Origin of the sequence: Pseudomonas sp. P867, from assembly GCF_019891455.1 — a bacterium.
Lineage (GTDB): Bacteria > Pseudomonadota > Gammaproteobacteria > Pseudomonadales > Pseudomonadaceae > Aquipseudomonas > Aquipseudomonas synxantha_A.
Map to the genome: position 1 here is coordinate 156,313 of NZ_JAFLXB010000007.1, position 13,180 is coordinate 169,492.

Sequence of the window (13,180 nt, forward strand, 5' to 3'; positions counted from 1 at the left end):
CTGCCACGTGCGTTAAGTATCTACCACCCGATCGTCAGGGCTGTCCCGAAAGCGCTTGGGTCAAGGCACGCCATAACTACAAGGACGCTGTAGGCTGCCCAAGCGCGATGGCTTACTTCATTGAGAGGACAATGCCGTGCGAGAGGAACTGTTGAATGTACCTTTACCAAGACTGGATCGTTTGATGGCATTGCGCGACGCGCTGGTGGCGTTGAAGGGGCCACTGGCCGACGACGCCAAATTGCGCGAAAACCTGCATGAGCGCTTGTTCAATGAAGAGGCCAATAACCGGGTGCTGGGCAAACTCTGCACACCAGCGCCCACTGTGGCAGGCCCCATTACCTTCGGAGACACCCTTTAACTGCATAATATTTGCGTTTAACCTTCATTAATATGCAGTGGTGCGATCAGACCAACCTCGGCACACTGCACGGGTTCCTCCCCCAAATGTTGGAACGTTCAAAGGGCTGCACCGGGAAACCAGGCAGGCCTTTTTTTTCGCCCGCCGTTTATGGATCGTCTTTAAATGCTCGCTCGCTGGTTACCCGCTGCAATCAACACCCGCCCCGCTGAATGGAGTCGTGCCGGCATCGGCATGGCTTTGGGCACAATGTTCAGTGTCTGGGCTTGCGCCCAGGTATTCGGCATGGAGGTCGCCCTGCATTTGCTCGGCCCCCTTGGCGCTTCGGCCGTGTTGCTGTTTGCGGTGTCATCGGGAGCGCTGGCCCAGCCATGGTCGATCATGGGCAGTTACCTGTGTGCCGGCATCGTTGCATTGCTGGTGGCACGGGTACTGGGGCGAACCCTGGGTAGCGCGTGCCTGGCGGCGGGCATGACGGTAATCCTGATTTGTTGGCTGCGTTGCCTGCACCCACCGGCCGGTGGCCTGGCCATGACCCTGGTACTGGCCGACCCTGCGTCCATCGCCCTGGGCTGGTATGAACTGGCGCCGGTCATGCTGGGTGCCGGCGCTCTGCTGGGATGCGCACTGCTCTATAACAATGCCACGCGCACACGTTACCCCAAGGGGCCAGCCGAGCCTGCTCCTGTCGTCCTCGGCATTCAGCCCGTGAGCGATCCATCGATTACAGCGGCCGACCTCAAGCTGGCGCTGGCCGAAATGGAGCAATTTTACGATGTCGAGCCCACTGAGCTGGAACAACTGATCCACGCAGCAGAAGGCCATGCACGACGTCGCAGTATCGGTGAGGTCCTGGCCAACCGCGCGGCTTGATCCCTACGGCATAAATGCAAAAACGACCTGCATGATTACCGGTTGTACTGGGCAAATTTGCACTGGTAGGATCGCGAGAAGGTTCGCCCGCGAACATCTTGATAAAGAACAATAAAAGCAGGGAGTTAGTGATGACTGCTCAGGTTTCATCCGAAGCAAGCCACGCCGATATTCAGCAGGAAGTACTGAGTGAAGTGCGTAACCATATCGGCCACCTCACCCTCAATCGCCCCGCCGGCTTGAATGCCATCACCCTCGACATGGTCCGCCAGTTGACGGCGCAGTTGCAGGCGTGGGCGGATGACCCGCAGGTTTATGCCGTGGTGCTGCGTGGCGCCGGCGAAAAAGCCTTCTGCGCTGGCGGCGATATCCGCTCGCTGTACGACAGTTTCAAGAACGGCGACACCCTGCACCAGGATTTCTTCGTGGAGGAATATGCCCTTGACCTGGCCATCCACCATTACCGTAAACCGGTCGTGGCACTGATGGACGGCTTCGTCCTCGGAGGCGGCATGGGCCTGGTACAAGGCGCGGATCTGCGGGTCGTCACTGAACGCAGTCGCCTGGCGATGCCGGAAGTGGCTATCGGCTACTTCCCTGATGTAGGCGGCAGCTATTTCCTGTCGCGTATTCCCGGTGAGCTGGGGACTTACCTTGGCGTGACCGGGGTGCAGATACGTGCCGCCGATGCGCTGTATTGCGGGCTGGCCGACTGGTCTATCGACAGTGCCAGACTCCCCGCCCTGGACAACAAGCTCGACCAGTTGCAATGGAGCGATTCCCCCCTCAAGGATTTGCAAGGTGTGCTCGCCAAACTGGCGGTGCAGCAATTACCCGATGCGCCGCTGGCGGCCCTGCGCCCGGTCATTGATCACTTCTTCGCCCTGCCGGATGTACCGAGCATCGTCGAGCAATTGCAGGCAGTTACGGTCGCCGACACCCACGAATGGGCGTTGACTACCGCCCATCTGATGCAAACCCGCTCGCCCCTGGCCATGGCCGTGACCTTGCAAATGCTGCGTCGTGGTCGGCACCTCCCGCTGGAACAGTGCTTTGCTCTGGAGCTGCACCTGGACCGTCAATGGTTCGAACGTGGCGACCTGATTGAAGGCGTTCGCGCCCTGATCATCGACAAGGATAAAGCCCCGCGCTGGAACCCGCCCACGCTCAATGCGCTGGATGCCAGCCACGTCGAGAGCTTCTTCCACAGCTTCGCGCAGATTGAGAAATAAGCCATGCAAGATCTTGAATACACAGAAGAACAAATCATGATCCGCGACATGGCGCGGGACTTCGCCCGTGGCGAAATTGCTCCCCATGCCCAAGCCTGGGAGAAAGCCGGCTGGATCGACGACGCGCTGGTGGCGAAGATGGGCGAACTGGGCCTGCTCGGCATGGTGGTCCCGGAAGAATGGGGCGGCACCTATGTGGACTACGTGGCCTACGCGCTGGCCGTGGAGGAAATTTCCGCGGGTGACGGCGCCACTGGCGCCTTGATGAGTATCCACAATTCAGTGGGTTGCGGGCCTATCCTCAACTACGGCACAGCTGAGCAAAAACACACTTGGCTGGCCGAACTCGCCAGCGGCCAGGCCATCGGCTGCTTCTGCCTGACCGAACCTCAGGCCGGCTCCGAAGCCCACAACCTGCGCACCCGTGCCGAATTGAAAGACGGCCAATGGGTGATCAACGGCGCCAAGCAATTTGTCAGCAACGGCAAGCGCGCCAGGTTGGCCATCGTGTTTGCGGTGACCGATCCGGAACTGGGCAAGAAGGGTATTTCAGCGTTTCTGGTGCCTACCGACACCCCGGGTTTTGTGGTCGACCGCACCGAACACAAGATGGGCATCCGTGCGTCGGACACCTGTGCCGTTACGCTCAACCAATGCAGCGTGCCGCAAGCCAACCTGCTGGGTGAGCGCGGCAAGGGCCTGGCAATCGCCCTGTCCAACCTGGAAGGTGGGCGCATCGGTATTGCCGCCCAGGCCTTGGGCATCGCCCGGGCCGCCTTTGAAGCAGCGCTGGCTTATGCCCGGGATCGCGTGCAGTTCGACAAGGCGATCATCGAACATCAGAGCGTGGCCAACCTGTTGGCTGACATGCAAACGCAGCTGAACGCAGCACGCTTGCTGATCCTCCACGCTGCGCGCCTGCGCAGTGCCGGCAAACCATGCTTGTCCGAAGCTTCCCAGGCCAAGCTGTTTGCCTCGGAAATGGCCGAGCGTGTCTGCTCCAAGGCGATGCAGATTCATGGGGGGTATGGGTATCTGGAAGACTATCCGGTGGAGCGTTACTACCGGGATGCGCGGATCACGCAGATTTACGAAGGCACCAGCGAGATTCAGCGGATGGTGATTGCCAGGGAGCTCAAGCACTACCAGCTCTGACTGACACACTGCAAAAAACTGTGTCAAACGCTGCAGTTCAAATGTGGGAGGGGGCTTGCTCCCTCCCACAGTGTTTTACTTATCCTTGAACTCCGGCGCCCGCTTGGCCACGAATGCGGCCATGCCTTCCTTCTGATCCTGGGTCGCAAACGCCGCGTGGAACACCCGGCGCTCAAAGCGCACGCCTTCGGACAGGCTGACTTCAAAGGCGCGGTTCACGCTCTCCTTGACCATCATGCTGATCGGCACTGACTTACTGGCGATCAGGGCAGCGACTTTCAGCGCTTCGTCCAGCAACTCATCGGCCGGCACGATACGCGCCACGATCCCGCAACGCTCGGCTTCGACGGCGTCGATAAAGCGCCCGGTCAGGCACATTTCCATGGCCTTGGCCTTGCCCACGGCGCGGGTCAGGCGCTGGGTGCCGCCCATGCCCGGCAGCACGCCGAGGTTGATTTCCGGCTGGCCGAACCTGGCACTGTCACCGGCCAGGATAAAGTCGCACATCAACGCCAGTTCACAGCCGCCACCGAGGGCAAAGCCATTCACCGCCGCAATGATCGGCTTGCGGCGGTTGGCCACACGGTCACTGTCGCTGAACAGGTCGTCCATGTAGATCTGCGGGTAAGTCAGCTCGGCCATTTCCTTGATGTCGGCGCCGGCCGCAAAGGCTTTTTTCGAGCCGGTGAGCACGATGCAGCCGACCTCTGGGTTGGCCTCCAGGTTATCCAGCGCCTGGTTCAGTTCGCTGACCAGTTGCGCGTTCAAGGCGTTCAACGCCTGCGGGCGGTTGAGGGTAATCAGCCCGACGCGGCCCTGGACGTCAAGCAGGATGGTTTCATAACTCATGTATCGGCTCCTTATAGATTGCGTGAGATGACCATGCGTTGAATATCGCTGGTGCCTTCGTAAATCTGGCAGACCCGCACATCGCGGTAGATCCGCTCCAAGGGGAAGTCGCTCAGGTAACCGTAACCGCCCAGGGTTTGCAAGGCGGCCGAACAGACTTTCTCGGCCATTTCCGAAGCAAACAGCTTGGCCATGGACGCCTCCACCAACGCCGGCTTGCCGCTGTCACGCAGGGCCGCGGCGTAATGCACCATCTGCCGGGCCACGGCAATTTGCGTGGCCATGTCCGCCAGGCGAAAGGCGACGGCCTGGTGCTCGATCAACGGTTTGCCGAAGCTTTCCCGCTCACGGGCATAGTCGCGGGCTGCTTCGAAGGCGGCGCGGGCCATGCCCACCGACTGGGAAGCGATGCCGACACGGCCACCCTCAAGGTTGGCCAGGGCGATCTTGTAACCCTCGCCCTCCTCGCCCAGGCGATTGGCCACGGGCACCTTCACGTCTTCAAACAGGATCTGGCACGTGTCGGAAGCATGTTGCCCGAGCTTGTCTTCGACTCGCGCCACGGTGTAGCCCGCAGAGTCAGTGGGTACGATGAAGGCACTGATCCCGCGCTTGCCCGCTGCCGGGTCGGTGACGGCAAACACAATCACGATCCCGGCGTTTTGCCCGGAGGTGATGAACTGTTTGCAGCCATTGAGCACATAGTGATCGCCTTCAAGGCGTGCACGGGTCTTCAAGCTGCTGGCATCGGAACCGGCCTGGGGTTCGGTCAATGCGAAGGCACCGAGCATGGTGCCACTGGCCAGGGGCGTGAGGAATTGGGCCTTTTGCTGGTCATTGCCGAATTTGAGGATCGGCACGCAGCCCACCGAGTTGTGCACGCTCATGATGGTCGAGCACGCGCCGTCACCTGCGGCGATTTCTTCCAGGGCCATGGCGTATGCCAGGTAGCCGGTGTCGCAACCGCCCCACTGTTCCGGCACCAACATGCCGAAAAAGCCCAGTTCGGCCATTTCAGCGATGGCTTCCTTGGGAAAGCGATGCTCGCGATCCCATTCGGCGGCGAACGGCTTCAAGCGTTCCTGGGCAAATTGCCGGGCGGCGTCGCTGATTTGCAGTTGTTCGTCATTGGGCAGCATAAGTCATCCTTAGTAGAGGCATTCAACGGCCATGGCCGTGGCTTCACCGCCGCCGATACAAATGGCCGCGACGCCACGCTTGAGGCCCTTCTGGCGCAGGGCCGAGAGCAGTGTCACCAGGATCCGCGCACCCGAAGCACCAATAGGATGGCCCAGGGCGCAGGCACCACCATGCACGTTGACCTTGTCGTGAGGGATCGCAAGCTTGCTCATGGTTACCAGGCTGACCACGGCAAAGGCTTCGTTGATTTCGAACAGGTCGACGTCTTCCAGGCGCCAGCCAGTCTTGCTCATCAACGTGCGTATCGCCCCCACCGGCGCCACCGGAAACAGCCCCGGCTCATCGGCAAACGCGGCGTGCCCGTGGATCACCGCCAACGGCTTGAGGCCACGTTTAAGGGCGTCCGACTCGCGCATCAGCAGCAATGCCGCGGCGCCGTCGGAGATCGAGCTGGAATTGGCCGCGGTGACGGTGCCGCCTTCACGGAACGCCGGCTTCAGGCTGGCGATCTTGTCCAGCTTGGCTTTAGGCGGCTGTTCATCGTGCAGGATGGTTTTTTGTTCCTTACCCACGGTGACCTGCACCGGGACGATCTCGCTGGCGAAGCTGCCATGGGTGATGGCCTCCTGCGCGCGCGTCAGGGACGCGATGGCGAAGGCATCCTGAGCTTCCCGGGTAAAGCCGTTGTGCTCGGCGCAGTCTTCGGCAAAGGTGCCCATCAGGCGGCCCTTGTCGTAGGCATCCTCCAGGCCATCGAGAAACATATGGTCAAGCACCTTGCCGTGCCCCATGCGGTAGCCGCTGCGCGCACGATCCAGCAGGTACGGTGCGTTAGACATGCTTTCCATGCCGCCGGCGATCACCACATCGACGCTGCCGGCGCGCAATGAGTCGTGGGCGAGAATCGTCGCCTCCATGCCCGAGCCGCACATCTTGTTCAGGGTGGTGCAGCGGGTGGACTTGTCCAGGCCGGCGCCCAGGGCCGCCTGGCGTGCAGGTGCCTGCCCGAGCCCGGCCGGCAGTACGCAGCCAAACAGCACCTCGTCTACCGCATCGGCGGCGATACCGGCGCGTTCAACGGCGGCACGAATCGCTGCGGCGCCCAGCTGCGGTGCGGTCAGGCTTTTGAGGTCGCCCTGGAACCCGCCCATGGGCGTGCGCACGGCGCTGACAATCACAATAGGGTCGTTCATACAGGCACTCCTTACTTGGCGGCCATACGCAAGGCACCGTCGAGACGGATCACCTCACCATTGAGCATGCTGTTTTCAAGGATATGTCGCACCAGCGCGGCATATTCGGCGGGTTTGCCCAGGCGCGGTGGAAACGGCACGCCAGCGGCCAGGGAGTCGCGAACTTCCGGAGTCATGCCGGCCATCATCGGGGTTTCGAAAATGCCCGGGGCGATGGTCATCACACGGATGCCGAAACGCGCCAGTTCCCGTGCGGCGGGCAAGGTCAAACTGGCAATCGCACCTTTGGACGCGGCATACGCGGCCTGGCCGATCTGCCCATCGAATGCCGCCACCGAGGCGGTATTGATGATCACACCGCGCTCGCCGTCGGCATTCGCTTCGGTTTCTGCGATCGCCGCAGCGGCCAGGCGCAAGAGGTTGAAGCTGCCGATCAGGTTGACGTTGATCACCTGGGCAAAGCTGGCCAGCCCATGCGGGCCGTTCTTGCCAAGGATTTTCTCGCCGCGCACGACACCGGCGCAGTTGATCAGGCCATGCAAACCACCAAACGCCTCCACCGCTGCCTTCACGGCAGTTTCGGCAGCGGCTTCCTGGCAGATATCTGCCACGGTGCTACGAGCGTTGTCGCCCAGTTGCGTGGCCTTGGCGGCAACGGCGTCGGCGTTCAAGTCCACCAGCATGACTTTGGCGCCGGCCGCGATGAGCATGTCAGCCGTGGCCGCGCCGAGGCCAGAAGCACCGCCGCTGACCAGAAATACCTTGTTTTCAATCTGCATCGTTGTTTCCTTTGAAAGGGATCAAGCCACGGCCGCCTGGGCCTTGGCTATTTCCTGATTGCGCAAAATGAAGCGTTGCAGCTTGCCGCTCGGGGTTTTGGGCAAGTCGCTGACAAATTCGATTTCCCGTGGGTAAGCATGGGCGGCCAGGCGCTGGCGTACATGCAGGCGCAGCTCTTCGGCCAGTTCCGGGGTGGCGCGGTATTGCTCGCTGATCACCACGAAGGCTTTCACCAGTTCAGTACGCTCAGGGCAAGGTTTGCCGACCACGGCGGCCTCGACCACCGCCGGGTGTTCGACCAGGGCGCTTTCGACATCGAATGGCCCCACGCGGTAGCCGGAAGTGGTAATCACGTCATCGCTGCGCCCGACAAAACTGATACTGCCGTCGGGGTTCAATTCCACCGTATCGCCACTGAGGTAGTACTTGCCGACGAAGGCTTTGGTCTTCACACCGTCGTAGCCGGCAAACCAGCACATCGGCGATTGCTCGCGGTCGATGGCCAGAATGCCGGGCTGCCCGGCTGGCAGTTCCTGGTGGTTGTCATCCAGCACCACGATGCGGTGCCCGGGCGAAGCGAACCCCGCCGAGCCCACATGCACCGGATGCGTCAGGCCGTGGTGATTGCACAAGACCATGCCCAGCTCGGTCTGACCGTAGTGGTCGTGGATGGTCACCTCCAGGTTGTCGGCGAACCAGCGGATCACCTCCGGGTTCAACGGCTCGCCGGCACTGCTGACGATGCGCAGCTTGCCCTTGATTGAACGGGCGAACTGCTCGCCGCCGGCAATCAGCAATCGATACGCCGTGGGCGAGCCGGTCAGGTTGGTGATCGCGTATTTATTGATGACCCGGCAGGTGCTTTCCAGGGTGAACGGGCCGTCGTAGAAGGTAATCGGATGCCCCATGGACAACGGCCCGGTCACACCGAAATAGATGCCATAGGCCCAACCGGGGTCGGCGACGTTCCAGAACGCGTCTTCAGGGCGCAAGTCCACGGCGTCGCGCATATAGCCCTGGAACGCGACAATGGCTTTGAGCGGCACCGAGAGTGCTTTGGAGGGACCGGTGGTGCCCGAAGTGAACATCAGCAGGAACGGATCCTCCGCGCCCAGCAACACCGGCTCGCAGACGTTGGAGTAGTTGGGCAGCTCAGCCCAGAAGCTATAGTCGCCACGCACGATGCCCTCGCCCTTGGCGCCGGTGACCGTGACAATGGTCGGGCAGCCGGCGACTTCGGCCAGCTTGGGGCGGTTCACCGCGTCGGTGACCACCAGCGCCGCGCCGGAGCTGGTCAGGCGATGTTCAATGGCCTTGGGGCCGAAGGCGGTAAACAGCGGCTGATATACCGCGCCGATGCGCCAGGTTGCGAACACCACCACCAGCAACTCGGCCGTACGTGGCAGCAGGCCCGCCACCTTGTCGCCGCGCTTGACGCCCTGGGCCAGGAGGAAATTGGCGAAGCGTGCGGCCTGATCCTGCAATTCAGTAAAGGTCGACGTGGCGCTGCGCCCGTCCCGACCCTCCCAGAACAACGCGATGCGCCCTGGCAGCGCGTGGCGGTCACAGCACTCCACGCAGGCATTGAGCGCCTGCAGGTTGCCAGCCAGTGCGGCATCGACAGTGCGCTGATAATCAAAATCGGTGGTGGCGGCCAAATACTCACGCATCGTTTCAATCCTTCTGTATTTTTATTTTCAGGACTTTTTAACTGGATAAATCGGCTGAAATAGTCGCTCCAGAGCGTTGCAGGGGCAATGGTCAAAGCCTTCAACTTGGCTGACTGGTTTGGCCAATCCTGCTATCGGCGGCTACGCCGATCATTGGTCCCACCGATCAAACGGTCGATCCAAGTGATTGGACGCTCTGCAAGCCAGCTTCTACCCTGATGCCTGCACCCTCACAGAAGCCTGCCATGATCGTTCGCCCCAAGCCCAACCTGCTGGGCATCCTGTTTTCCCTCAAGGGCTCGATTGCCAAGCGCATTGCCTGGCGCAGCCTGTTGGTCACGCTGCTGGCCTCGGTCATCGTGCTGGTGGAAACCCTGCACCCCGCCTATTTTTCCAAGGTCAACGCTACGCCCTTTACCTTGCTGGGCTTGTCGTTGTCGATTTTCATGAGTTTTCGCAACAACGCCTGCTACGACCGCTGGTGGGAAGGCCGCAAGCAACTGGGACAGATGATCATCGAGGTACGCTCGCTGATTCGTGAAACCCAGGTGCTCGGCGATACCCCCGAGCGGGCCGGGCTGTTGCGTGAGCTATGCGGTTTTGCCCATGGCTTGATCGCGCATTTGCGCCATGAAGATGAGGTGCGCGCCATACAGCCCTGGGTTACCGTGCGCGCGAGCCACCCCAACTTGCCTGACAGCGTGCTGCAGATGCTCGGTGCGCGGTTGTGCGTTCTGGCCCGGCAGGGTGTGATCAGTGAATGGCGCTACACCCAGCTGGAAGCTCGGCTAGTCGGCCTCAGCCAGGTGCAGGCGTCCTGTGAGCGCATCAAGACCACCCCGCTGCCCTTCCCCTACACCTTGCTGCTACACCGCACCATTTACCTGTTCTGCATCCTGTTACCCTTCGCCATGGCCGAACCGCTGGGCTGGTTGACGCCGGTGTTCACTGCAATCGTCAGCTACACCTTCTTTGGTCTGGATGCGATCGGCGATGAATTGGAAGACCCGTTTGGCTTTGACGAAAACGACCTGCCGTGCGATGCCATCCTGCGAACCCTGGAGCGCGAGATCCTGGCGGCCCTCGGTGAAGTCGACTTGCCTGCTGCGCCGCAACCGGTGGAGTACGTGCTGACCTGACGCCGGTTTGACACTGGCCCTGCACTGACCGAAGCTGATGGCTTTGCACTAGCAACCACAGTTTTCGGACGCCCGCATGTCAAAGTCACGCCGTAACTCCATCATCGGCCTGTGCGCCCTGTTGTTGATCGTGTCGATCACTTGGTTTTTCTCTCGTCCCCCTCAAGTCACCGTGGCGCCCGCCATTGCCCACGGTTATTCCAAGGCGTTGAAACAGGCCCAAAACGGTGAGCCGGGCGCTGCGCGCGTGTTGTACCAACAGTTGGGACGGCCTGATCTGTCGCCTGAGCGCCGTGCCGCCCTGCACGCCCAATTGCCCAATTACCCCAGCCCCCAAGCGCTGAAGCTGGCGGATAAAGACCTGGCCGATGAATCTGCAATGGTTCGCGAAGCGGCGATCCACAGCATCGTCGGCCTGGTACCTAGCGGCCAGCGCACCCTGTTGCTCGGTCCGGTACTGGATGATCCCGAACAGGCTGTGCGCTTTGCTGCGGCCAATGCCCTGCTCGGTCTGTCGCCGGACACCCTGGGCTTGTATTTCGGCCCCTTGCAGCAGGTACTCGACGAGTTTGTGAAAACCCTCAAGGCCCAGCCCGAAACCGCTGAAGGCTGGATCCAACTGGCGCGCCTGTACATCCACAGCGCGATGCTGGCACCGGCGCAAGACGCTCTGGAACAGGCAATGCGCCTGGAACCGGACAACCTGCAAGCAGGCGTGGCGCAAATCGAACTGCTGGACAAGCAAGGCAAGAGCGAGGAGTCGCGCCAACTGTTGGCGCAGCAATTGGCGGCGCATCCGGAGTCGGCCTACCTGCAACACGCGTTGGGCATGTGGTTGCTGCACCACGGCGAGCGCCCCTATGCCTTGCTCGGCCTGTCCAAGGCGGTGGAGCTTGAGCCGGACAACCAGGATTATCGCTTTGACCTGGCCACCACACTGCACGACCAGGATGAACTGGAGGCGGCCCAGCGCCAGTTGGAAGAGATCGTTCAGCGCCACCCGGCCAATCGCAAAGCACGTGTACTGCTGGTCAATTACTGGAAAGAGAGCGGCCAATTGCAGAACGTCCAGGTGCTGCTGGCACAGTTGGAGCAGCAGAACCCGGATGATCCAGCCTTACAGCAAGGCCTGTAGGAACGAGCTTGCGCGCTCCTACACGACTGCAATTCTTAAGAAACGTTGAACCGCCACATGCCGATACGGTCAAGTGAATATGGCGCGCCCCTTCGGCGTGCACCCAACTTGTACGTGACCTGAGGGCACTTCTTGTCTACATCCAATGCGCTTTTAAGTGAAAAGGCGGCCACCGGCATCGAAGGTCTTGATGACATTCTTTCCGGCGGGCTATCACGTAGCCATTTGTTTCTCCTTGAAGGTGAGCCGGGCACCGGTAAAACCACCGTCGCCCTGCACTTCTTGCAGGCAGGGGCGAAAAACGGTGAAAAATCGCTGTATATCACCTTGTCAGAAACCGAGCGGGAACTGCGCCAAGGTGCCAAGTCCCACGGTTGGGACCTGGACGACAACATCCATATCTTCGAATTGACCCCGCCCGAAAGCTTGCTCAATGCAGAGCATCAGCAGAGCTTGCTGTATTCCTCCGACCTGGAGCTGGGCGAAGCCACTCGGCAGATTTTCGAAGTGGTGGAACGCGTCAAACCGACCCGCGTGGTAGTCGACAGCCTGTCGGAGATCCGTCTGCTGGCGCAAAGCTCGCTGCGCTATCGCCGGCAAATCCTGGCGATCAAGCACTACTTCGTGCGTTATGACGCCACGGTACTGCTGCTCGATGACCTGACCACCGAGTCTCTCGACAAAACCGTGCACAGCGTGGCTCACGGCGTCATCCGCCTGGAAGAGTTAACCCCTGACTACGGCGCCGAACGCCGTCGTGTGCGAATCGTGAAGTACCGCGGGCAGAAATATCGGGGCGGCTTCCACGACTTCACCATCATGGGAGACGGTGTACATGTGTTCCCGCGTCTGGTAGCGGCCGAGCACCGTGGTGGCTATGTACGGCAAACCATGAGCAGCGGCATTGCCGAACTGGATGCCTTGATGGGCGGCGGTGTTGAGACCGGCTCCAGCAGTCTGATCCTCGGTCCGGCCGGTACCGGCAAATCCTTGATCTCGATGATTTTTGCCGCCGCCGCCGTAGAGCGCGGAGAAAAGGCGGCACTGTTCATCTTTGACGAAGAGATGGGGCTGCTGTTCGAGCGCATGAGGAACATGGGTATTGACCTGGAGGCTATGCAAGCGACCGGCAATCTGTTGATCGAACAGGTGGACGCGGCCGAGTTGTCCCCGGGTGAGTTTTCCCATCGGGTACGACGTTGTGTGGACGAACGCGGCATCAAGACGGTGGTAATTGACAGTATCAATGGTTATCAAGCGGCGATGCCGGAAGAAAATGCACTGATCCTGCATATGCACGAACTGCTGCTCTATCTCAACCGCCGCGGTGCTGCGACCTTTATGACCGTTGCCCAGCACGGCCTGGTCGGCGATATGCAAACCCCGGTAGACATCACCTACCTGGCCGACACCGTTATCCTGCTGCGTTATTTCGAAGCACTGGGCAAGGTCCGCCGCGCGATTTCCATTATCAAGAAACGCACCGGTTCCCACGAATCGACCATACGCGAATACCGTATCAGCAGTCGCGGCATGACCGTAGGCCAACCCCTGGATAATTTCCAGGGCGTGTTGCGCGGCATTCCGACCTACATGGGCGCCGGTTCACCCCTGCTCAAGGAAGAGGACGTGTGACCCCGCCTCCTTCTGCCT

At 60.8% G+C, this 13,180-nt stretch carries 12 protein-coding genes; 7 read left to right on the forward strand and 5 right to left on the reverse strand.

Annotated elements, in window-relative coordinates:
• The first annotated feature begins 172 nt into the window (after nucleotides 1-172).
• The 4 genes from J1G33_RS14910 to J1G33_RS14925 all read left to right on the forward strand — a co-directional run bounded on the left by J1G33_RS14910 (nucleotide 173) and on the right by J1G33_RS14925 (nucleotide 3,621).
• Nucleotides 173-361, forward strand: a complete 189-nt coding sequence (locus tag J1G33_RS14910) for a type VI secretion system contractile sheath small subunit (RefSeq protein WP_256584644.1) — start codon at nucleotides 173-175, stop codon at nucleotides 359-361.
• Nucleotides 362-526: 165 nt separating this feature from the next.
• Nucleotides 527-1,234 carry an HPP family protein gene (locus J1G33_RS14915; RefSeq protein ID WP_078821363.1) on the forward strand — a complete coding sequence of 236 codons (708 nt, stop codon included), beginning with the start codon at nucleotides 527-529 and terminating at the stop codon, nucleotides 1,232-1,234.
• A 131-nt stretch (nucleotides 1,235-1,365) separates the two neighbouring features.
• The gene (locus J1G33_RS14920) at nucleotides 1,366-2,466 is read left to right on the forward strand and encodes an enoyl-CoA hydratase/isomerase family protein (RefSeq protein WP_005788310.1); all 1,101 of its coding nucleotides are present in this window, start codon (nucleotides 1,366-1,368) and stop codon (nucleotides 2,464-2,466) included.
• 3 nt (nucleotides 2,467-2,469) lie between these two features.
• A complete protein-coding gene (locus J1G33_RS14925; protein WP_005788309.1) occupies nucleotides 2,470-3,621 on the forward strand; it encodes an acyl-CoA dehydrogenase family protein in 1,152 nt (383 codons plus the stop codon).
• A gap of 75 nt (nucleotides 3,622-3,696) precedes the next feature.
• On the opposite strand, the gene J1G33_RS14930 is transcribed toward J1G33_RS14925, so the two are convergent.
• The 5 genes from J1G33_RS14930 to J1G33_RS14950 are packed head-to-tail and all read right to left on the reverse strand — an operon-like array spanning nucleotide 3,697 to nucleotide 9,253.
• A complete protein-coding gene (locus tag J1G33_RS14930; protein WP_223018320.1) occupies nucleotides 3,697-4,470 on the reverse strand; it encodes an enoyl-CoA hydratase in 774 nt (257 codons plus the stop codon).
• An 11-nt stretch (nucleotides 4,471-4,481) separates the two neighbouring features.
• Nucleotides 4,482-5,609, reverse strand: a complete 1,128-nt coding sequence (locus J1G33_RS14935) for an acyl-CoA dehydrogenase (protein ID WP_032875350.1) — start codon at nucleotides 5,607-5,609, stop codon at nucleotides 4,482-4,484.
• A 9-nt stretch (nucleotides 5,610-5,618) separates the two neighbouring features.
• On the reverse strand, nucleotides 5,619-6,803 hold the full coding sequence (locus J1G33_RS14940; RefSeq protein ID WP_223018321.1) for an acetyl-CoA C-acyltransferase: 1,185 nt from the start codon (nucleotides 6,801-6,803) through the stop codon (nucleotides 5,619-5,621).
• An 11-nt stretch (nucleotides 6,804-6,814) separates the two neighbouring features.
• Nucleotides 6,815-7,582 (reverse strand): SDR family NAD(P)-dependent oxidoreductase, encoded by a 768-nt coding sequence (locus J1G33_RS14945; protein ID WP_005788301.1) that lies wholly within the window; start codon nucleotides 7,580-7,582, stop codon nucleotides 6,815-6,817.
• A gap of 21 nt (nucleotides 7,583-7,603) precedes the next feature.
• Entirely contained in the window at nucleotides 7,604-9,253 is a 1,650-nt protein-coding gene (locus J1G33_RS14950; protein WP_148853338.1) for an AMP-binding protein, read from the reverse strand.
• A gap of 245 nt (nucleotides 9,254-9,498) precedes the next feature.
• On the opposite strand from J1G33_RS14950, the gene J1G33_RS14955 reads away from it, so the two are divergent.
• The 3 genes from J1G33_RS14955 to J1G33_RS14965 all read left to right on the forward strand — a co-directional run bounded on the left by J1G33_RS14955 (nucleotide 9,499) and on the right by J1G33_RS14965 (nucleotide 13,162).
• Nucleotides 9,499-10,392, forward strand: a complete 894-nt coding sequence (locus J1G33_RS14955) for a bestrophin family protein (protein WP_103735159.1) — start codon at nucleotides 9,499-9,501, stop codon at nucleotides 10,390-10,392.
• 76 nt (nucleotides 10,393-10,468) lie between these two features.
• Nucleotides 10,469-11,527, forward strand: coding sequence for a tetratricopeptide repeat protein (locus J1G33_RS14960; RefSeq protein ID WP_032875361.1), 1,059 nt, complete (start codon nucleotides 10,469-10,471; stop codon nucleotides 11,525-11,527).
• A 132-nt stretch (nucleotides 11,528-11,659) separates the two neighbouring features.
• Nucleotides 11,660-13,162: an ATPase domain-containing protein gene (locus tag J1G33_RS14965; protein ID WP_223018322.1), complete on the forward strand. Its 1,503-nt coding sequence runs from the start codon at nucleotides 11,660-11,662 to the stop codon at nucleotides 13,160-13,162.
• Nucleotides 13,163-13,180: the final 18 nt, after the last annotated feature.

What these genes read in the sequence shown, in the direction of transcription:
- J1G33_RS14960 (WP_032875361.1), top strand. Translation starts at nt 10,469, where the DNA reads ATGTCAAAGTCACGCCGTAACTCCATCATCGGCCTGTGCGCCCTGTTG.
- J1G33_RS14950 (WP_148853338.1), bottom strand. Translation starts at nt 9,253, where the DNA reads ATGCGTGAGTATTTGGCCGCCACCACCGATTTTGATTATCAGCGCACT.
- J1G33_RS14945 (WP_005788301.1), bottom strand. Translation starts at nt 7,582, where the DNA reads ATGCAGATTGAAAACAAGGTATTTCTGGTCAGCGGCGGTGCTTCTGGC.
- J1G33_RS14930 (WP_223018320.1), bottom strand. Translation starts at nt 4,470, where the DNA reads ATGAGTTATGAAACCATCCTGCTTGACGTCCAGGGCCGCGTCGGGCTG.
- J1G33_RS14955 (WP_103735159.1), top strand. Translation starts at nt 9,499, where the DNA reads ATGATCGTTCGCCCCAAGCCCAACCTGCTGGGCATCCTGTTTTCCCTC.
- J1G33_RS14915 (WP_078821363.1), top strand. Translation starts at nt 527, where the DNA reads ATGCTCGCTCGCTGGTTACCCGCTGCAATCAACACCCGCCCCGCTGAA.
- J1G33_RS14925 (WP_005788309.1), top strand. Translation starts at nt 2,470, where the DNA reads ATGCAAGATCTTGAATACACAGAAGAACAAATCATGATCCGCGACATG.
- J1G33_RS14920 (WP_005788310.1), top strand. Translation starts at nt 1,366, where the DNA reads ATGACTGCTCAGGTTTCATCCGAAGCAAGCCACGCCGATATTCAGCAG.
- J1G33_RS14935 (WP_032875350.1), bottom strand. Translation starts at nt 5,609, where the DNA reads ATGCTGCCCAATGACGAACAACTGCAAATCAGCGACGCCGCCCGGCAA.
- J1G33_RS14940 (WP_223018321.1), bottom strand. Translation starts at nt 6,803, where the DNA reads ATGAACGACCCTATTGTGATTGTCAGCGCCGTGCGCACGCCCATGGGC.